Source organism: Mammaliicoccus sp. A-M4 (assembly GCF_022386955.1).
GTDB lineage: Bacteria > Bacillota > Bacilli > Staphylococcales > Staphylococcaceae > Mammaliicoccus > Mammaliicoccus lentus.
Map to the genome: position 1 here is coordinate 31803 of NZ_JAJNHH010000014.1, position 21400 is coordinate 53202.

23 protein-coding genes are annotated in these 21400 nt (G+C 31.5%); all 23 read left to right on the forward strand.

The features are described 5' to 3' along the window. The first annotated feature begins 86 nt into the window (after positions 1-86). Entirely contained in the window at positions 87-578 is a 492-nt protein-coding gene (locus LQ682_RS11700; RefSeq protein ID WP_016999986.1) for a hypothetical protein, read from the forward strand. Next, on the forward strand, positions 579-1286 hold the full coding sequence (locus LQ682_RS11705; RefSeq protein ID WP_026023674.1) for a demethylmenaquinone methyltransferase: 708 nt from the start codon (positions 579-581) through the stop codon (positions 1284-1286). A 12-nt stretch (positions 1287-1298) separates the two neighbouring features. Further along, positions 1299-2261: a polyprenyl synthetase family protein gene (locus LQ682_RS11710; RefSeq protein WP_103269574.1), complete on the forward strand. Its 963-nt coding sequence runs from the start codon at positions 1299-1301 to the stop codon at positions 2259-2261. Positions 2262-2335: 74 nt separating this feature from the next. Beyond that, entirely contained in the window at positions 2336-2788 is a 453-nt protein-coding gene (gene ndk, locus LQ682_RS11715; protein ID WP_103269575.1) for a nucleoside-diphosphate kinase, read from the forward strand. A 118-nt stretch (positions 2789-2906) separates the two neighbouring features. Further along, positions 2907-4073 (forward strand): chorismate synthase, encoded by a 1167-nt coding sequence (aroC, locus tag LQ682_RS11720; protein ID WP_016999982.1) that lies wholly within the window; start codon positions 2907-2909, stop codon positions 4071-4073. A gap of 8 nt (positions 4074-4081) precedes the next feature. Beyond that, positions 4082-5155, forward strand: a complete 1074-nt coding sequence (gene aroB, locus LQ682_RS11725) for a 3-dehydroquinate synthase (protein WP_016999981.1) — start codon at positions 4082-4084, stop codon at positions 5153-5155. 15 nt (positions 5156-5170) lie between these two features. After that, complete coding sequence (locus tag LQ682_RS11730) at positions 5171-6409, forward strand: tetratricopeptide repeat protein (RefSeq protein WP_016999980.1); 1239 nt, start codon at positions 5171-5173, stop codon at positions 6407-6409. 13 nt (positions 6410-6422) lie between these two features. Continuing rightward, on the forward strand, positions 6423-6962 hold the full coding sequence (locus LQ682_RS11735) for a YpiB family protein (protein ID WP_103269576.1): 540 nt from the start codon (positions 6423-6425) through the stop codon (positions 6960-6962). Further along, positions 6962-7396: a DUF2487 family protein gene (locus LQ682_RS11740; protein WP_103269577.1), complete on the forward strand. Its 435-nt coding sequence runs from the start codon at positions 6962-6964 to the stop codon at positions 7394-7396. The genes LQ682_RS11735 and LQ682_RS11740 overlap by 1 nt, the downstream gene beginning before the upstream one ends. A 280-nt stretch (positions 7397-7676) precedes the next feature. After that, positions 7677-8180: a Rieske (2Fe-2S) protein gene (locus tag LQ682_RS11745; RefSeq protein WP_016999977.1), complete on the forward strand. Its 504-nt coding sequence runs from the start codon at positions 7677-7679 to the stop codon at positions 8178-8180. Positions 8181-8193: 13 nt separating this feature from the next. After that, positions 8194-8868 (forward strand): menaquinol-cytochrome c reductase cytochrome b subunit, encoded by a 675-nt coding sequence (qcrB, locus tag LQ682_RS11750; protein ID WP_016912349.1) that lies wholly within the window; start codon positions 8194-8196, stop codon positions 8866-8868. A gap of 37 nt (positions 8869-8905) precedes the next feature. Continuing rightward, positions 8906-9694: a menaquinol-cytochrome c reductase cytochrome b/c subunit gene (locus tag LQ682_RS11755; protein ID WP_064204570.1), complete on the forward strand. Its 789-nt coding sequence runs from the start codon at positions 8906-8908 to the stop codon at positions 9692-9694. Positions 9695-9885: 191 nt separating this feature from the next. After that, positions 9886-10479, forward strand: coding sequence for a DUF1405 domain-containing protein (locus tag LQ682_RS11760; RefSeq protein ID WP_103269578.1), 594 nt, complete (start codon positions 9886-9888; stop codon positions 10477-10479). Between the two features lie 53 nt (positions 10480-10532). Beyond that, the gene (locus LQ682_RS11765) at positions 10533-11222 is read left to right on the forward strand and encodes a zinc metallopeptidase (RefSeq protein ID WP_016999973.1); all 690 of its coding nucleotides are present in this window, start codon (positions 10533-10535) and stop codon (positions 11220-11222) included. A gap of 422 nt (positions 11223-11644) precedes the next feature. Further along, positions 11645-11980 carry a nucleotide pyrophosphohydrolase gene (locus tag LQ682_RS11770; RefSeq protein ID WP_016999972.1) on the forward strand — a complete coding sequence of 112 codons (336 nt, stop codon included), beginning with the start codon at positions 11645-11647 and terminating at the stop codon, positions 11978-11980. 1 nt (position 11981) lies between these two features. Beyond that, positions 11982-13103: an N-acetyl-alpha-D-glucosaminyl L-malate synthase BshA gene (bshA, locus tag LQ682_RS11775; protein WP_103269579.1), complete on the forward strand. Its 1122-nt coding sequence runs from the start codon at positions 11982-11984 to the stop codon at positions 13101-13103. 1 nt (position 13104) lies between these two features. After that, on the forward strand, positions 13105-14316 hold the full coding sequence (locus tag LQ682_RS11780) for a CCA tRNA nucleotidyltransferase (RefSeq protein ID WP_103269580.1): 1212 nt from the start codon (positions 13105-13107) through the stop codon (positions 14314-14316). Then, positions 14303-15271 carry a biotin--[acetyl-CoA-carboxylase] ligase gene (locus tag LQ682_RS11785; RefSeq protein WP_239724323.1) on the forward strand — a complete coding sequence of 323 codons (969 nt, stop codon included), beginning with the start codon at positions 14303-14305 and terminating at the stop codon, positions 15269-15271. The genes LQ682_RS11780 and LQ682_RS11785 overlap by 14 nt, the downstream gene beginning before the upstream one ends. 10 nt (positions 15272-15281) lie before the next feature. Beyond that, positions 15282-17975: a helicase C-terminal domain-containing protein gene (locus LQ682_RS11790; RefSeq protein ID WP_103269581.1), complete on the forward strand. Its 2694-nt coding sequence runs from the start codon at positions 15282-15284 to the stop codon at positions 17973-17975. Between the two features lie 62 nt (positions 17976-18037). Beyond that, the gene (asnS, locus tag LQ682_RS11795) at positions 18038-19330 is read left to right on the forward strand and encodes an asparagine--tRNA ligase (protein WP_016999967.1); all 1293 of its coding nucleotides are present in this window, start codon (positions 18038-18040) and stop codon (positions 19328-19330) included. Positions 19331-19499: 169 nt separating this feature from the next. Next, positions 19500-20192 (forward strand): DnaD domain-containing protein, encoded by a 693-nt coding sequence (locus LQ682_RS11800; protein ID WP_016999966.1) that lies wholly within the window; start codon positions 19500-19502, stop codon positions 20190-20192. Continuing rightward, the gene (gene nth, locus LQ682_RS11805) at positions 20182-20850 is read left to right on the forward strand and encodes an endonuclease III (RefSeq protein ID WP_016999965.1); all 669 of its coding nucleotides are present in this window, start codon (positions 20182-20184) and stop codon (positions 20848-20850) included. Before LQ682_RS11800 ends, nth begins: the two co-directional genes overlap by 11 nt. Continuing rightward, positions 20847-21188: a YpoC family protein gene (locus tag LQ682_RS11810; protein WP_103269583.1), complete on the forward strand. Its 342-nt coding sequence runs from the start codon at positions 20847-20849 to the stop codon at positions 21186-21188. The genes nth and LQ682_RS11810 overlap by 4 nt, the downstream gene beginning before the upstream one ends. The last annotated feature ends 212 nt before the right edge of the window (positions 21189-21400 follow it).

A 21400-nucleotide genomic window follows, 5' to 3' on the forward strand; every position in this document is an offset into this window, starting at 1 on the left:
ATTTCTTTTATTTCTTTGAATATATGCATTTTCATTTCAATAAAGTTAGTGTTAAGATATATAGGTGATAATGTTGAGGTGATAAGATGGATAATATAGAAAAAATTTATAATAAAGAAGTTGCTGAATTGTTAAAAGGCGTTAATAATAGTCGTATACCAGTAGTCAATCCAATAATAGCAAATATATTAAATGATATTAATATTGATATAAATGCTAAGCTTGCTACAATATCTATAGATGCCTCAATGCGCTTTTTAAATAGAATTGGAGAGCCTGGTGTATCCAATCAAGATATTCTAATCGGAGATCTTGTAAGTGCGTACTTTTACAAATGTGCTACATTACATAGAGATTTGCAATTTTTAGATATTATGACTAAAGCAATTAGTAAACAAAACGAACTAAAACAAACTCTTATAGATAGCAAGTCTCAAAATAATATTGATTCTCTAAAAGAAATTGAATCTATATTTATTTTAACTTTATTAGACTACTTTGATATTGAATTAGATAGAGAATCTATAAAAGAAGAGATATACGCATACTATTATAAAAGAAACCAAAGGACTGAATAAATAGTGGACAATAAATCTAAATCAGAACACGTACATCACGTTTTTCAAAATATATCTGGAAAATATGATACTTTAAATAATATTATAAGCTTTGAACAACATAAAAGATGGCGTAAATACGTTATGAAAGAAATGAACGTTAAACCTGGCAGCAAAGCTCTAGATGTTTGTTGTGGAACTGCTGATTGGTCAATTCAATTAAGTCACGCAGTTGGCCCATATGGAGAAGTAGTAGGATTAGATTTCAGCGAAAATATGTTAGAAGTTGGTAAAAAGAAAACCGAAAATATGGCTAATATCCATTTAATACATGGCGATGCAATGAATCTACCTTTTGAAGACGATGAATTCGATTATGTGACAATTGGTTTTGGTTTGCGAAATGTACCAGACTACAAGCATGTATTAAACGAATTAAAACGTGTTGTTAAACCAGGCGGTATGGTAGTATGTTTAGAAACGAGTCAACCAACTATACCAGTATTCAAACAATTATATAGTTTTTATTTCAAAAACATCATGCCATTATTCGGCAAATTATTTGCAAAATCTTTACAAGAGTACAATTGGCTTCAAGAATCAACTCAAAACTTCCCAGGTAAAAAAGAACTTGCTCAAATGTTTGCAGATGTTGGTTATGAAAGAATTAAATATAAAGGATTTACTGGTGGCGTAGCGGCTATGCATTTAGCTTATAAACCTAAATAAAAAGGTGATCACATGTATGACAAAACAAAGATAAACTTAAATAAAGAAGTAAAAGAAGTAGAAAAGCTTCTTAACAGTTATATTAATAGTGAGCAAAGTACTGTTAATGAAGCTTGCCAATATTTATTATCTTCTGGGGGTAAACGTATTAGACCACTTTTCACGCTTATTGCTAGTCAATTTGGTGATAGTGGGTCAAAAGATGTTAGAGCAGTCGCTACGACACTTGAATTAATACATATGGCTAGTTTAGTTCATGATGATGTAATTGATAAAAGTGATAAACGGAGAGGTAAATATACCATTGCAAAGAAGTGGGATACCCAGACCGCTGTCCTTACAGGAAATTATTTATTATCTCAGTCCTTAAATGTCGTGAGTACAATAGAACACGAAAAATTACACGAGCAATTAGCTAAAGGTATAATAGAAGTATGCCGTGGCGAGTTATTCCAATTTGAAGACCAATTTGTTGCTGATCAATCTATTACAAACTATTTAAGGCGAATAAAACGAAAAACGGCACTTTTAATTTCATTATCAACTGAACTAGGTGCTTATAGTGCTCGAACAAGTGACGAGACAGCTCAAAAGCTTGGTAAAATTGGGTATTATATTGGTATGAGTTATCAAATTATAGATGATATTTTAGATTTCACAAGCACTGAAAAGAAGCTTGGTAAGCCAGTAGGATCAGATTTAAGAAATGGACATTTAACTTTACCAGTATTACTTAGAATGAAAAATTCTAAACAGTTCAAAGATAAAATACAGCAACTAAGTATAGATAGTTCTGATGAAGTATTTAACGCTGTTATACAAGAAGTTATTGAATCTGAAGAATTACAAAAGTCTAAAGAAGTGAGTAATAACTACTTGAAAAAAGCGGAAAAACTAATCAGTTCTCTCGAAAATGAATCCGGCCAAAAAATGCTAGCTGAAATTATTAAAAAAATAGGTAACAGAAACCACTAGAAAGCGGTTGCAAGTGGAGTCCCACAGTGATAAACTTATCTTGGATTTACATAAAACAAAGGTAGGGATTACATATGGACAGAACTTTTTTAATGATTAAACCAGATGCGGTGCAAAGAAATCTTATAGGGGAAATCGTTACTAGATTAGAAAGAAAAGGTTTAAAGCTTGTTGCTGCAAAGTTATTTCAAGCTGATGAAGCATTAGCTAAAGAACATTATTCAGAACATACAGATAAACCATTCTTTAACGCATTGGTTAGCTTTATTACTTCAGGACCTGTTTTTGCTATGGTTGTTGAAGGAAACAATGTTGTAGAAGTTACAAGAACACTTGTAGGTGAAACTAACCCATCTAAAGCTGATCCAGGTACAATTAGAGGAGATTACGGTTTAGATTTAGGTAGAAATATTATACATGGCTCAGATTCAAATGAATCTGCAGAACGTGAGATTAACTTATGGTTTAATGAGTCTGAACTTAATGACTATAAATTAAACAATGAAAATTGGGTTTATGAAGAATAATTAATATATGGATTAGTTTAACGAATTTTTGTTAAACTAATCCTTTCTTTTTGTTAATTTAACGCGTTAAATATGATATGATTAATTTTATATTTAATTAACAGTAGGGAGAGATAATATGCGTTACTTAACATCAGGCGAATCACATGGCCCACAATTAACTATCATTATTGAAGGTGTCCCAGCTAATCTTAAAATCGATGTAAATGAAATAAATGAAGAAATGTTTAAGCGTCAAGGCGGTTATGGCCGTGGACGTCGTATGCAAATTGAGAAAGATTCAGTAGAAATTGTTTCTGGTGTAAGACATGGTTATACTTTAGGTAGTCCTATTACACTTATCGTAACAAACGATGACTTTAAACATTGGAGAAAAATCATGGGAGCAGACGCTTTAACTGAAGAAGAAGCTCAAAATATGAAACGTGTTATTACAAAACCTAGACCCGGACATGCAGATTTAGTAGGTGGTATGAAATATAACCATAGAGATTTAAGAAATGTTCTTGAACGTTCATCTGCACGTGAAACAGCTGCTAGAGTTGCTGTTGGTGCTGTTTCTAAAATATTATTAAAACAATTAGATATTGATATTTATTCACGCGTTATAGAAATTGGCGGCATTAAAGATGACTATGAATATACACTTGATGAAGTAAAAGCAAACATAGATCATAATGATGTACGTTGTATTAGTGATGATGTAGCAGAAAAAATGCGTGAGAGAATTGACGCAGCTAAAAAAGAAGGCGATTCTATTGGCGGTATAGTTGAAGTTGTAGTGGAAAACTTACCAGCTGGCATCGGTAGTTACGTACAATACGATAGAAAACTAGACGGCAGATTGGCTCAAGCTGTTGTAAGTATAAATGCTTTCAAAGGTGTAAGTTTTGGTGAAGGCTTTAAAGCTGCTGAAAAACCAGGTAGTGAAATCCAAGATGAAATAGCATACGATTCAGAAAAGGGATATTACCGACTTTCAAATCATTTAGGTGGTTTAGAAGGTGGCATGTCTAATGGTATGCCTATTGTTATAAATGGTGTTATGAAACCAATTCCTACACTATACAAACCATTAAACTCGGTAGACATTGAAACTAAAGAAGATTATAAAGCTACAATCGAACGTTCTGATAGCTGTGCCGTTCCAGCAGCAAGTGTTGTTTGTGAACATGTTATTGCATTCGAAATTGCTAAAGCTATTACAGAAGAGTATCAATCTAATCATATCGACCAATTACAAGATGCTATTAAGCAACACCGTGATTGGAATTTAAATTTCTAGGTGATGTCATGATATTTGAAACAACTTATACTAAAGATAATTATCCAATCATACTAAAAGATAATGCATTATCTGAACTCTCATCATATTTAAAACCAAATGAACAAAATATCGTTTTGATTGATCAAGATGTGTACAAACTTCATAAAGATTATTTAAAAGACCATTTAGATTCACTAAACCTTAAGTATTTAACGATCATAAGTGGAGAAATGTGTAAACAAATGTCTTATTTTGAATCTATCAGTGAAAAGTTGCTTTCAATGAATATTAATAGACAGTCTCAATTAATAGCTATTGGTGGAGGAGCTACAGGTGACTTTGTAGGTTTTCTTGCAGCAACACTACTAAGAGGTATTGATTTTATACAAGTGCCAACAACATTGCTCGCACATGATTCTGCTATCGGTGGGAAAGTAGGCATTAATGCTTCTGTTGGTAAAAATTTAATCGGTGCATTTCATCGTCCCAAAGCTGTTATATTCGATTTGCACTTTTTAAACACGCTTCCAAACACCGAGATTAGAAGTGGTTATGGTGAAATATTTAAACACGCTATATTAAATAACGAAGAAGAAGCTAATAAGTTAATGGCTACTTATCCCTCAATTAAAGAGTTAACACACTTAGAAGACATAGAAGCATTTTTAAAAATGGGTATTCAAACTAAATTAGATATTGTTATACAAGATGAATTTGAAGGCAATGTAAGAAAACATTTAAACTTAGGTCATACTTTTGGACATGGTTTAGAATATTTGACTAAAATAGCTCACGGTGAAGCTGTCATGATAGGTATACTATTCCAAAAAATTATCAATCAAAAGATTACTGCTTACGATAACGAAGATAGTATTTTTAAATTTATAAATTATTTAAAAGAACTTGGCTATCCATTAAATATTTTAAATCAAGTTGATATTGAGAAAATATTTGAATATATGAAAAAAGACAAAAAAAATATTGGACAATCTATTCAAATGGTTTTACAAACGGGCGATGGTTCGTTTACAATTGAAGCCGTTTCTAAAGAAGAAGTATTAGATTCATTTATAAAGCTTAAGCAGCTAATAAATGATTAGAAGGAGTCCTACAAAATGGAAGATGTATATAAAGTTATAGATGATATTCATATGCAAAATATTAACCAATTAGACGAAAAGATAGATAGAGTATTACAATCTGATGATCACGATGCGCTATTTATGCTTGGTGAAACATTATACAAATATGGAATTGTGGATCAAGGTGTAAAAATATTTGAAGAATTATATATGCTATACCCTGATGAAAATGAAGTGCTTGTATATTACGTAGAAGGTCTAATTGACCAAAATGAGTTAGATAGAGCACATGAAGTATTATTTAATAGCCCAACCTCTACTGAAAAATTAATGCTTGAAGCTGACTTATATCAACAACAAGGATTATTCGAAGTAGGTATAGAAAAATTAATAGAAGCAAAAGAAATCGAACCAGATGATATGGTTATTACATTTGCTCTGGCTGAAATGTATTATTATGATGGTCAGTATTTAAAAGCAATTAGAAACTATGAATCAATTGTTCAAACAGGCGAAGATATTATAAACGGTATATCTATTTACGCTAGAATGGCAGATTCCAGTTTACAAAGTGGCGCTTATGAAGAAGCAGTTAAATATTATGAATATGTATCTGAAATGGATATGACTGTGGAAGATTATTTCAAACAAGCGATTAGTTATCAGAAGAATGAACTGACACAAGAAGCGATTAAGCAACTTGAAAAACTATTACACAAAGATCCTGACTTCATGCAAGCTTATCATTATCTACTGCAAATTTATGAATCCGAAAAAGATTATGAAAAAGCGATTGAGATTGGTAAAGAAGGTCTACGTTTAAACGCTTATTACAAAGAATTAATGACTGACACAGCACGCTTAATGTTGACGACAAATGATGAACATGGTGCTTTACTATTACAAGATGCTCTAACTGTTGATCCATCATATACAGAAGCTGCTATTTTATTAGCGGACTATTATCGAGAGAAAGATAATACTACAGGTTTAATTAACTTACTAACTTATATTGATGAAGATGACATTGATCCAATAGTAGCATGGCATATTGCTTATGCATTTGGTATTGAAGAGCGTGATAAAGAAGCTCAACATTTTTATGATTTAGCATATCCGGATTTAACTCAAAACATTGATTTCTTAAATGACTACTATCATTACTTAATTGAAATTGGCCAAATTGCCACTGCTAAAAACATTCTAGAATCTATTCGTAAAATTGACCCAGAAAATCCTTACTGGGACCAAGAATTAGAAAGATTACAATAAGTAGGTTATTCCAATGGAACATACATGGCTCATTTATGAAAAGCAACGTTTTATTGAATATATTCTATATCAATATGAGTTTAAAAATGCTGAAAGTGTATGGATTTTAAATTTAATTAAGAGTAACCCTAAATACTTATCAAATATTTCATTTGCGAAAGAAATGACAGACGATCGATTTCTATCAATAAGTACTAAACAATCTAATCAATTATCTCTAATGTATTATAAAGAAAAATTTTGCATTGATGATGGCAGACAGATTTTTCATGATATTAGATTAGATCAGTCTCATTTAAATGTGATTCTCTATTTAAATCAAAGAGATGATCGTCTAAATAGAATAATGTTACTGCAAATGTTATTTGATCAATTTAGCGATAACGAAAATGTTAATTTTTCTAAAGATAACCCAAAAGAATATAGCATTTATCATTGGGAACAATTAATTAGGAATGAAATTGATCGAGCATTAGATAATAACGATCAGGAAACATTTTTGGAAATGACTAAAATATTACAATTCATTAATGAGTTGGAGGAAAATTGGTAATGTTATTCAATCATGCAGATTTAAAGGATTTAAAAAATAATTTAGAATATATCGACACAGCGGTTATCCCTGTTTCAAATATAGATATGACTAATCAATTAATTACATCTTGTGATCAAAGTGAAACGATTCAATTAGTCGGTATGTTAACTGAAAAGCAATTCAAAGGTAGATTATTATTAACTCCAGCTTTCTTTACTAGTGATTTTCATACTGAGCATATACAATCATTCATTCAAAGTCTTAAAGAATATGGTTTAACTAATATCATTATTTTAACAAGTGATAAATTAGAAAATATTGAAACTGAAGAAATATATACTGTTAATACTATTCCGATGGCCGACTTAGATGAGGAAATGAAACGCACACTTATAGAAGACGAAGTTAAAAACTTCATGAAATTTATAATAAAAACTTGGAATAAGAAATAGATAGAAACAATTGGGAAAGAAATTTTCCCTCTAAGAATAGCTAGGAGTGAAAAGCTTGATTTAAATGCATTTTCAATCCACTTAACTCCTACTATTATAACGAATTAGGCTTAGGCAATTAAATTTGTCTAAGCCTATTTTCTTTTTGCTCAAAAATAGTGAATAAAACCACAAGAAATAAAAATATAAATTGTGACAAAGCGTTGACCGTCTTGAGATAATAGGCTAAAATTAAATTGTCCTAGTTATAAAAGAACGATTAATAGAGGGGGGAATCTAAATGAGCCAACGTGTCACACGACGCCAATTTTTAAACTATTCATTAATGGGTGTTGGGTCATTTATGGCTGCTGGTATGATTTTACCTATGGGTAGATTTGCGCTTGATCCTGTTTTTAAAGCAGAGGGCAAAGGCGATATGATCGCTACAGGCGTAAAAGAGTCTGAACTTGGTAAAGAGCCAATTAAAGTTGACTTTAAATTTGAGCAAGAAGATGCTTGGTACACGAGTGAAGTTACCGAATTCGCTTGGGTATACAAGGATGGTAAAGACATTGTCGCATTATCACCAGTCTGTAAACATTTAGGATGTACAGTTCAGTGGAATGGTGACAATTCAAATCCAAATCAATTTTTCTGTCCATGTCATAACGGACGTTATGAGAAAAATGGTAAGAATGTACCTGGAACGCCGCCATTAGCACCATTAGATCAATATGAAGTAAAAGTGAAAGATGGCATTATTCAAATCGGTAATAAACATGAGAACGAATTAGCTAAATAAGGAGGGATTAACAATGATAGATAAAATCTATGATTGGGTCGATGACAGACTTGATATTACACCAATTTGGCGAGATATTGCTGATCATGAAGTGCCAGAGCATGTTAACCCTGCTTATCACTTTTCAGCTTTCGTATATTGTTTTGGTGGATTAACGTTTTTCATTACAGTTATCCAAGTTTTATCAGGTATGTTTTTAACTATGTATTACGTACCAGATATCGTAAACGCTTGGAAATCAGTTTACTATTTACAACACGATGTTGCTGCAGGTGTTATCGTTCGTGGTATGCACCATTGGGGGGCTAGTCTAGTAGTAGTAATGATGTTTTTACATACACTTCGTGTATTCTTTACAGGCTCATATAAACAGCCTAGAGAATTAAACTGGGTTGTAGGTGTCTTAATATTCTTTGTAATGCTTGGTTTAAGTTTTACTGGTTATTTATTACCATGGGATATGAAAGCACTATTCGCAACTAAAGTTGGTTTACAAATTGCAGAATCCGTCCCTATTATAGGGCCTTGGGTTAAAACATTACTGGCAGGGGATGCAGAAATAGTTGGTGCACAAACTCTGACTCGTTTCTTTGCGATTCATGTATTCTTCCTTCCTGCTGCACTATTCGCGTTACTGGCAGCACACTTTATAATGATCAGAAAACAAGGTATTTCAGGTCCACTATAAAATTAACGTGAATAAATGAAAAAGGAGGTCATGCGACATGCATCGCGGTAAAGGGATGAAGTTTGTTGGTGACTCAAGAATTAAGTCATACGACAAACCAAAGTTAAATAGAGATTATTCAGAATTTCCAGGTCGTACTGAAAGTTTCTGGCCTGACTTTCTACTTAAAGAATGGATGACTGGAGCAGTTTTCTTAATTGCTTATTTATGTTTAACAGTTGCACATCCATCGCCACTTGAACGTGTGGCGGATCCATCTGATACTGGTTATACACCATTACCAGACTGGTATTTCTTATTCTTATATCAAATACTTAAATATTCATTTGCATCTGGTCCATATAATACTTTTGGTGCTATCGTCTTACCAGGTATCGCATTTGGTGCATTACTATTAGCACCATGGTTAGATAGAGGCCCTGAACGTAAATGGACAAAGAGACCATTTGCATCTGGATTTATGTTATTAGCAGTTGCTATTTTGTTCTACACTACTTGGGAATCTAGTTATTACCATGACTGGAAACAACAAGCTAAGCAAGGTCAAATTGTATTCTCAAACTTAGATAAATCTGACCCTGTATATACGGACATCATCAAGTCAAACTGTACAAGTTGTCATGGTGGTGAGTTGACCGGTGGGCAAGGTCCAAACCTAGTTGAATCTAAACTACCTGAAGAGGGCGTAAAAGGTTTCGTCGAAAAAGGGGCTGGTAAAATGCCTAGCTTTAAAGATACCCTTTCTAAAGAAGAAATAGATAAAGTTTCAAAATATGTTGCAGATTTACATGAAACAGACTCTAACGGTAAAGAATTGAAAAAATAATAATTTAAAGGGATAGGGACAAAAATCTTATTTTACTAAAAAGATTTCTTAGTCCCACCCCGGCAAGTATGACTCTAATTGAAATAAAGCTTGATAAAAGCGCATTTTCAGACCAGTCAGCTACTGCCAATATAATAAATCAGGCTGAGACATTATAATGTCCCAGCCTCTTTTTTCAAAGGAGAATTTAAATGGCATTTTGGAAATACGTAATGGGCCAAAAACCAATGCTTGCCACATTTTTTATAGCCAATCTACTAGGCACTGTTTACGGATACATATGGTATGGTGGTCAACTTGCTGAGACAAAATGGTACTTTTTGCCATTTGTACCAGACAGCCCAACAGCAACATTCTTCCTAATAATAGCTATAGCAGCCATATATTTTAGTCGTCATTTAGGACTTTTTGAATGTTTAGCATTTATTACTTTAATTAAATACGGAGCATGGGCAGTACTTATGAATTTATTTGTGATGATACATTATGAGCAACTTGTTCCAATGGCGCTCATGTTAATGGTTTCTCATGGCATTATGGTTGTACAAGCATTTATGTTCTATCCATTATTTGAAATCAAAACATGGCATATTGTCGTTACAATGATATGGGTTTTCCATAATGATGTGATAGATTATGTATATCATCAATATCCAGTTTATAGTATGTTGAGCCAATACGAGGCACACATAGGATATTTAGCTTTCTGGTTAAGTATTATTCCATTCTTACTATTAATATATTTACAAAAAACATTTAAATTAGGGTCAAAACATTTGACGTGAAGGTCTTCACTCCGTAATATATAATTTAAGAGGGATAAAAAGGAGGAAGTTATTTGTTTTCATTTATTATATATTTCATAATCATTATGATTGTCCCTATGTACTTCCAATATAAAGTAAAATCAACTTACAACAAATATTCTAGAGTACGCTCAACTAGTGGCAAGACGGGAAGAGAAGTTGCTGAAGAAATTTTAGCAGCAAATGGTATTCATGATGTACAAGTATTGCAAGGTGAAGGGTTCTTATCAGATCACTTTGATCCGGTTAAGAAGAGAGTAGTATTATCACCTGATAACTTTAACAAGCCTACTGTAGCTGGTACAGCAATCGCTGCCCACGAAGTAGGACACGCAATCCAACATGCACATGGATATGCATTCTTAAAATTTAGAACAGCATTATTACCACTTGCAAACCTTGGAAGTTCATTATCGTATATCATTATTTTAGCAGGTATTGTATTAACGGCATTAAGCAATACATTTGGTACAACTCTATTATGGGTAGGTATCGTATTCATGTCATTCGCTGTACTATTTACAATTATTACATTACCAGTTGAATTTGATGCGAGTAAACGAGCAATGCGACAAATTGAGAAATTAAATATGGTCAATCAACAAGAATACAAACATGCTAAGAAAGTATTATCAGCAGCAGCTATGACATATGTAGCAGCAACTGCAGTAGCAGTAGCAGAACTTGCTAGATTTATACTAATAGCACGTAGTGGTGACTAATTAACAAAAAGCTGAGACATTATGATGTCTTAGCTTTTTTTATATGGAAATTACATTAAAATATAACTACCGTGGATTAACGGGTATTTAATATCATAATGTATTGCACACTAAAAAGTTTATTTTTGGTTCAACTTTTGGGGTGCACTTCATAATTGGATTATTGCCTTAGTTAATCCAACAAAAGTACAATTCGTGAATTTACGACATTCTTAATCCAATAACAGAACCCAACCGCAATTTAATTCATCCACGATCCAAATCACTTCTCAATCTAAGTTTTTCTATACCTTTATACGGTGCTATTTTGCGGTAAACTCTACTATGCCAAGTTTATTACATTGTCATTATGTATATAAATCCTTTATAATTTTATTAAGTGGGCTCAAAATAACAAAATATAAATATTAGGGGGAAGTACAATGGATATGCATGAAATGCAAAAGGAAGTAGATGCATATATTTCTCAGTTTAAGACTGGTTATTTTTCTCCATTAGCAAATTTAGCTCGTTTGACTGAAGAAGTGGGTGAACTTGCTAGAGAAATTAATCATTCTCATGGTGAGAAAAAGAAAAAATCTACTGAAGAAGATAATACAATAGAAGCAGAATTAGGAGATAATTTATTTGTTTTAATTTGTCTTGCTAACTCTCTAGATATAGATTTAAATCAAAGTTTTGAAAATACAATGCAAAAATTTAATACGAGAGATAAAGATCGTTTTGAACGCATAGATGAAAATAGTAAGGAGGATTAACATGAAAATAGGGATAACTTGCTATCCTTCTATGGGTGGTTCTGGCATAGTAGCCACAGAATTAGGGTTAGAAATGGCTAAAAGAGGACACGAAATACATTTTATCACTTCTAATATGCCCTTTAGGATGAAAGAACCTGTGCCAAACGTGACTTTTCACCAAGTTGATGTTAATCAGTATTCAGTATTTCAATATCCTCCATATGACATAACATTAAGCGCTAAAATTGCAGACGTTATCAATGATTATGATTTAGACATTTTACATATGCATTACGCTGTACCACACGCTATATGTGGAATATTAGCAAGACAAATTTCTGGTAAAGATGTTAAGATTATGACGACATTACATGGTACTGATATAACTGTATTAGGATATGACACTTCTTTACAAAGCGCGATCCGATTTGGCATTGAGAAAAGTGATGTCGTTACAAGTGTTAGTAACAGCTTGAAAAAGGAAACTTATGAAATTATACAACCAGATAAAGAAATCAAAACAATTTATAATTTCGTTCAAGAAGACAGTTTCCCCCAAGTTTACAATAAAGAATTAAAATCTAAATATGGCATTAAAGAAGATGAAAAAGTGATTACATTCGTATCAAACTTTAGAAAAGTAAAACGAGTGCATGATGTCGTAGAAACATTTTCTAAAATAAATAAAGAAATTAAATCAAAGTTACTTTTAATCGGTGACGGTCCGGAACTTCAGGATGCTAAAGAGCAAATAAAATCATTGGGCATAGAAGATAATGTACTGTTTTTAGGTAAACAAGATAAAGTGAACACATTCTATCAAATGTCTGATATTACACTTCTATTAAGTGAAAAAGAAAGTTTTGGTCTCGTACTACTAGAAGCTATGCTTACTGGTGTTTTACCTATAGGGACAAATGCTGGCGGTATAAAAGAAGTAATCAAAGATGGTATTACAGGATATACTGTAGACGTTGGTGATACTGACTTAGCAAGTAAACGAGCGATTGATTTATTAACTGATAGCGAATTGTATAACAAAATGCAACAAGCTATGATACAAGATGTTAAAGAGCGATTTTCATCTAAAGTTATCGCTGATCAATATGAAAATTGTTATATTAACATGTTAGGAGATTAATATGAATGACACAAAAATTTTCGAACAGTCTAAATGGATAATCGAACAACTTGAGAATTATGGCCATAAAGCTTTTTTTGTTGGAGGATCTGTACGTGATTTTTTAATGAATAAAGCAATTTCAGATGTTGATATAACGACGAGTGCCTTACCAGATGAAGTAGAGTCTATTTTTGACAAAACACTACCAATCGGTAAAGAACATGGAACGATTATGGTTATAAGTAATGAACAACAATTTGAAGTTACAACTTTTAGAAAAGATGGAGATTATGTAGATCATCGTAGACCGACATCAGTTCAATTTGTAACGGATTTATACGAAGATGTTGCTAGACGTGATTTTACAATGAATGCTTTAGCCATGGATAAAAATTATGGTATACATGATTATTTTAACGGCAAAGAAGATATCGAAAATCACATTATTAAAGCTGTAGGTACACCATTAGATAGAATGAATGAAGATGCATTACGCATAATGAGAGGTATTCGTTTTCAAGCACAAACTGGTTTTGATATTGAAATAGACACTCAAAATGCTATGAAAGACACTGTTCATTTATTAAGTAACATTTCAATAGAACGCATAATAGTAGAGTTAAAAAAGCTTATCTCTGGCAGTTATATAAAAGAATCAAAGAGAACAATTGATTCTTTATCAATTTTTCAACATATACCATTTTTTGAACAAATTAAGAATGATGAAATTTTTATGCCTACTGACGCAGACTTTGACTTATGGATTGGAGCCTTATGCTTCATTTATAAAGTCGACACAACTTCACTAAATACACTCAAAATTAGTAATTTAGAACGAAAACAAATCATAGCTTATGTAGAGTTACTTAAATCATTTTCCAAAAAGAATATTAGCAAACAACAATTAACTTTAATCGTTTATAAATATGGAGATGTTCAAGTCAAAAATATTTTAAATCTTATTAAAGAATATCATGAAATTTTAAATATTGAATATCAACCAGTTATTATGAATAACATATTAATAGATGAAATATATGGTAAACTACCTATATACAATAAATCGGAATTAAATATTAATGGCCAAATATTAATGACCGAATTTAATAAAACTGGTGGACCGTGGATTAAACATGCTTTAAACCAGCTGGAAGAGGCTGTGGTATTAAATAAAGTGAACAATAAACGGTATGAATTAATAGAATGGATGAGAGAACATGTCGAAATATAAGCATGAAATAATTCGTTATTTATACAAACAAAATGAATATTTATCTGGTCAACATATAGCTGAAGCTTTAGACTGTTCAAGAGTAACGGTAAAAAAAGTGATGGATCAATTACGTAATGACGGATATGAAATTGAATCTATATCTAATAAAGGTTATAAGCTCAATCAACTTCCTGATAACTGGCAAGAAGATATTGTTAATATAGATATTCAAAATAACAAAATATTAAATAAAGCATATGTAGAACCACAAGTTGATTCTACTCAAATCTTAGCTAAGTCGATACTCAATAAAGATGATGGTTCTTTCATAGTATTGAGCGATGAGCAGACGAAAGGAAGAGGTCGTTTCAATCGACCATGGTCATCATTAAAAGGCAAAGGATTATGGATGTCAGTCGTATTACGACCAGACATACCAATTCAAAAAATGTCGACATTTAATTTATTTATTAGTCTAGCAATTCAAGAAGTTATCGAAGAGCATTACCAGTTGCCAAGTAAAATCAAATGGCCGAATGATATATATATCAATGAAAAAAAAGCATGTGGATTTTTAACAGAAATGATAGCTGATACTGATGGCGTAAATGCAATTATATGTGGAATAGGTTTAAATTTAAATCAAACCGAAGAAGATTTTAAAAAGGCAAAGCAGGATCGTGCAACAAGTTTACATATTAAAAAAGAAAGTCATATTGAGCCATATCAATTTTTAGAGAACTTATTACTTTCCATCGAAGATAAATATGAACAATTTTTAAATGGGGAATTTACCGATATAAAAGAGGTATATAAAAGTAAAAGTATGATTTGGAATCGTGAGCTGACATATACTGAAGGCAAGAAAAGAATAAAAGGGCGAGCAATTGATATTCAAGATAATGGCTTTTTAACAGTGATATCTCAAGATGGTGAACTTTATCAATTTATGAGTGCAGATATCGAAATATAGGAGAGATAATATGGCACAAAGATACGCGGTTGTAGATTTAGAAACAACTGGTAATCAAATACAATATGACGAGATTATACAAATTGGTATAACTTTTGTAGAAGGTTTCAAAGTCGTGGATACATATCATACATATGTAAAAACAGATTTAGAAATCCCATCTTTTATACAAGCTTTAACAAACATAACAGAACAAGACTTATTTGAAGCACCTTATTTTGAAGAAGTTAGCAAATCCCTTTACGCACAGCTAAAAGATTGTGTATTTGTTGCGCATAATGTTTTATTTGATTTAAATTTCTTAAAATCTCACTTTGAAAAACATCAAATTGAATTTGAACCAAAATTAGCGATAGACACGATGGAGTTATTTAAAATTGCTTTCCCACAAGAAGAAAGTTATCAATTAAGTGAATTAAGCCAATCTTTAGAAGTAGATTTAAATCAAGCACATAGTGCAGATGAAGATGCGAAAGCAACAGCCTTATTATTTATTAAAGCTATTAAAAAAATAGAATCATTACCGATAGACACAATTAAACAATTATATTATTTATCGAAATCTTTAAAATATAACTTAAGTGACGTGCTTTTCGAAATCGTAAGAACTTCTCAAGGTAAAGAAGAATCACTGCATAATATTAAAAAATATCAAAATATATATTATTTAAAGCAAAAACCTATAAAGAAATCTAGTAGTAAAGATACGATTTCTATTGATGAAGCGTATGAAAGAATTTTAGAAAAGTTCGGATTTGATTATCGTAAAGAACAATATCAACTTGTTCAACAGTTATTTGATTCGTTACTGCATAATGAAAATGCGTTGATTGAAGCGCCTCTAGGTAGTGGCAAATCTATGAGTTTCGTTCTTGCATCTTTATTATATTATTTAGAAACTGGCGAACATATTCTCGTTTCGACACATACTAAATTATTACAAAATCAACTATTAGAACAAGAATTTAACAAAGTATTAGATGTGCTCAATCTTGATTTGAAAGCTATGATTATTAAAAGTAAAGATCATTATATATCTTTAGGTTTAATTTTGAATATTTTACAAGATGACACTGACAATTATGAAGCTACAATTCTTAAAATGCAGCTTTTAGTATGGATACTTGAAACTGAAACTGGAGACATCGAACAATTGCACTTAAAAGGTGGACAAAAAGTATTTTTCGAACAAAAAAGAACTACTTATGTACCTTTTAAAAATGATATACATTACTATCAATTTGTTAAGGAAAGTGCGAATCATGTAGAAATAGGGATAACTAATCATGCACACTTACTTCAACATAGTACAGAAGACACTGTATACCTATTATTTAAACACATAATTGTAGATGAAGCGCACAGAATACAAGACTACGCTTTAAATCAAGTAACTGATGTATTAAGCTATCAACACATTAAATATCACCTTGGTTTATTAGGTAAAAATGAACAAGAGAAATTATTTAAGAGGTTGGATAAGTTAGAAAACAGAAGAGTTATAGAACAATATCCAATTGAACCGATTGATATTTATCAACTAAAACGAGATATAGATTTATTGCATGAACAAAATGAAAATTTATTTGATAATTTAATGGATCAAATTAACGAAAAACATCATAATCAGCAACAATATGACAATCAAATCCATTACTTTTATGATTTAGAAATTGATGAGATTTCCGAAATTTTCAAGAAGCAAATTAGTACAATAAATCAAATATTATCAAGATTCAAATCTTATACACATGCTCATATAAAAGCATTTAGAAAAGAGCTTATTTATATTTATCATCAATATACTAAAATTTATAATATGATAAAAGCAGGGCAAGTGCCGTTTGTTTCTATAAAAAAATTATCCCAGAAATCAACACTTTCTTTATTTGTAAAAAAAGAAGAAGTGAAAGATTTATTAAATGAAGTATTCATAGAACAGTTTAATAGTAATATATTTATTTCAGGGACTTTAACAGTTAATGAATCATTTAACTCGTTTAAATCAATGTTTCCAGATGATATAGCATTTAAAAGCTATTTCCTAAATGATATATACGATTTAAAAAATCAAGCATCATGTTTCGTTCCAGAAAACATGCCACAATATCAATACCAAGACCAAGATGAATACATTGAAACAATCGTGCATTATTTATCAGCTTTTGTAACTGAAACCAATCAAAAATGTTTAGTTTTATTTACCAATTATTCAATGTTATATCAAGCTTATCGATATATGGAAGAACTAGAAATGTTTAGTGATTATGTCATTTTAATGCAGCAACAACATTCGCACGTCTATAAATTAGTACAACAATTTAATCAGTTTGATAAAACGATATTGTTAGGTACTTTGTCATTCTTTGAAGGCTTCGATTATCAATCTGCCGGAATAAAATGTGTCATGATGACAAAATTACCGTTTATACATCAAGACGACCCAAGATATCATCTGATGAAAGATGAATTTGAAAATCCTTTTAAAGATTTTGTTTTGCCTGATGCAGTAACAAAATTCAGACAAGGTATTGGCAGATTAATTCGTAACAAACATGATCAAGGCTTACTTGTGTGCTTTGACAGAAGAATTTTAGATAGTACTTATAGTAAATTTTTCATTAATGCTTTAGGAGAAATACCTGTTATAGAAGGCGACATAGATAAATTTACAGATAAGCTAAGAAAATATTCAAACAGATAGCAGTTCCATGTATTATTTGATAAAATAACAATAGGTAATTTATTTGAATAGGAGAAATAATAATGAACATAACGATTAAACAAGCTAAAGATTATGTCAATCAAGAAGTGACAATCGGTGCTTGGATTGCTAACAAGCGATCAAGTGGTAAAATAGCGTTTTTACAATTAAGAGACGGGACAGGCTTTATGCAAGGTGTTGTAGTTAAAGCTGAAGTTTCGGAAGAAGTATTCCAAACTGCAAAATCTATAAACCAAGAGTCATCTGTATATATCACAGGAACAATTACAGAAGATGACCGTTCTAAATTTGGATATGAAATACAAGTAAGTGATATTGAAGTTATTTCAGAATCACATGATTATCCAATCACACCAAAAAATCATGGTACAGAATTCTTGATGGACCACAGACATTTATGGTTACGTTCTAAACGTCAACATGCTGTTATGAAAATTAGAAACGAAATTATTCGTGCGACATATGAATTCTTTAATGACAATGGATTTACAAAAATAGATCCACCTATATTAACGGGAACTGCACCAGAAGGTACGAGTGAGTTATTCCATACTAAATACTTTGATGAAGATGCATTCTTATCACAAAGTGGCCAGTTATACTTAGAAGCTGCTGCAATGGCGCACGGAAGAGTATTCAGTTTCGGACCAACTTTCAGAGCAGAAAAATCAAAAACTAGACGTCATCTAATTGAATTCTGGATGATTGAAGGCGAAGTGGCTTTCATGAACCACGATCAAAGTTTAGAAGTACAAGAAAACTATGTACATCATATAATTAAATCTGTACTTAAAAACTGTCAATTAGAATTAGAACTATTAGAAAGAGATACTTCTAAATTAGAACAAGTTACAACTCCTTTCCCTCGTATTACTTACGACGAAGCAGTTGAGTTCTTAATTGAGGAAGGCTTTACTGATATTGAATGGGGAGACGACTTTGGAGCGCCACATGAAACGGCTATCGCTAACCACTACGATAAACCAGTATTCATCGTGAACTACCCAACTAAAATTAAACCATTCTATATGGAACCAAATCCAGAAAACCCTGATACAGTATTATGTGCTGACTTAATTGCACCCGAGGGATATGGTGAGATTATTGGTGGTTCAGAAAGAATTAATGATTTAGAATTATTAAATCAACGTATTAAAGAATACGGTCTTGATCCAGAAGCTTACGAATACTACACTGACTTAAGAAAATACGGTAGTGTTCCTCATAGTGGTTTTGGATTAGGCCTTGAAAGAACAGTAGCTTGGTTAAGTGGCGTAGAACATGTAAGAGAAACATCACCATTCCCAAGATTATTAAATCGCTTATATCCATAGGAAGTGGGACAGAAATCTCATTTAAACCCCACCTCGACAGGATAACTAGATTTGAAAAGCTTGATATGAGCGTATTATCAATCCTGTCAGTTATGGCTAATATAATGAATGAGTCTGGGACATTTATTTATGTCTCAGACTCTTCTATTACAAAGTAGGTGAAATAAACATGTACACGAGCCAAATGTTAAAAGAAAAACCGGTTGTAATACAAAGATCTTTATTTAATCATTACGCAGATTTAGGTTTAAATGAAAAACAATTTGTTATTTTAATTAAACTATTGGATAAAGAAAATAACAGTGGTCTACAACCACCTTTAGAAGAAGTTCAACAAGGAACGAGTTTATCTATACAAGAAGTTAGTCACATAGTTAACCAATTATCTTTGCTGAAATGTATAGATATTAAAATCGAAAAAGACGAACAGCATAAATATAATGAGTTTATATCATTCGAACCATTGTATGAACAACTTGCTTTAGTTTTAAACGAAAGTACTCAAGAAAATGAAAATGAAAAATTGAATATTCAATTCAAAAATTTGTTCCAAGAATTTGAATCTACTTTTGGTAGACCTTTAACACCTCTAGAAGTACAAACACTCAATCACTGGATTGATAGTGACAAACATTCTAACGAGCTGATTATGAGCGCTCTAAACGAAGCACACAGTTTAGAAAAATTGAGTTTTAAATATATAGATAGAATTTTATTAAATTGGAAAAAGAAAAATATCACAACAGTTTCTTCTTCTAAACAAGAAAGTGAAAAATTTAATCAAAGTAAAAAAGTAAAACATAATGTTAATTTAATCCCAACTTTTGATTGGGTGAATGGGGAGAATCCTTATGATAAGTAAAAAGAAAGCATTAGAAATGGTTGATGTAATTGACGGGATGTTTCCTGATGCTGAATGCGAACTTAGACATGATAATCCTTTCGAACTTACAATTGCAGTATTACTATCTGCCCAATGTACAGACGTCTTAGTCAATAAAGTTACAAAATCTTTATTTGAAAAGTACAAAACACCTGAAGATTATTTAAATGTAAGTTTAGAAGAATTACAAGATGATATTAGATCGATAGGTTTATACCGCAATAAAGCTAAAAACATACAGAAATTATGCCAATCATTATTAGATAACTATGATGGTATCGTTCCACAAACACATAAAGAACTAGAATCATTAGCTGGAGTAGGTAGAAAAACAGCTAACGTAGTCATGAGTGTTGCTTTTGGAGAACCATCACTAGCAGTGGATACACATGTAGAACGTGTTTCAAAACGATTAGGAATATGTAGAATTAAAGATAATGTTCGACAAGTAGAAGATAGACTATGTAGCATTATCCCTAGAGAACGTTGGACGAAAAGTCATCATCAACTTATATTCTTCGGAAGATACCATTGTGTAAGTCGTAAACCAAAATGTGAAGTATGTCCTTTATTAGATGATTGTAGAGAAGGGCAAAAACGATTAAGAGCAGGATTAGTAAAGGTTGATGGCGCATGATAGATAAAAACGACTTTCTAGAACTAGAAGAACAAATAGAACCGTTAGTAAAGCAAAAGCAATTAAAAACTGATATAGCACGTCAACTTCTAGATCAATATTACAAACTAATTATGGACTATTTTAAACAAATCAATGAAATAGAAGAGTTTGATATAGGTAATATAGAACAATATCCAGTAGTACCTATGAACTTTTCAGAAAGATATCAATATATTAATCAGCGAATCTATCACTTTATGGGATATAGACAAATGGTGACACTTAAAGATGAATTGATTAAGATGAATGCGAGATATCAATTGCAACTAAAAAGAAAACGAAACTCACAAAAATAAAAGGTCTTTTCATTAGATAAATTATTCTAATGAAAAGACTTTTTTATTGGACGAGGAATTTATATTTATGGGGGCTAAAGAGCTTGTTTGAATGGACTTGCACGTTAGCAGGTGATTTTACATTTATTATTGTCACGTTTTCTAAGAAATGACAACAACTGCGCCCTAAACAACACTATTTTGTATCATACAAAAAAATGGTAGCTCATATG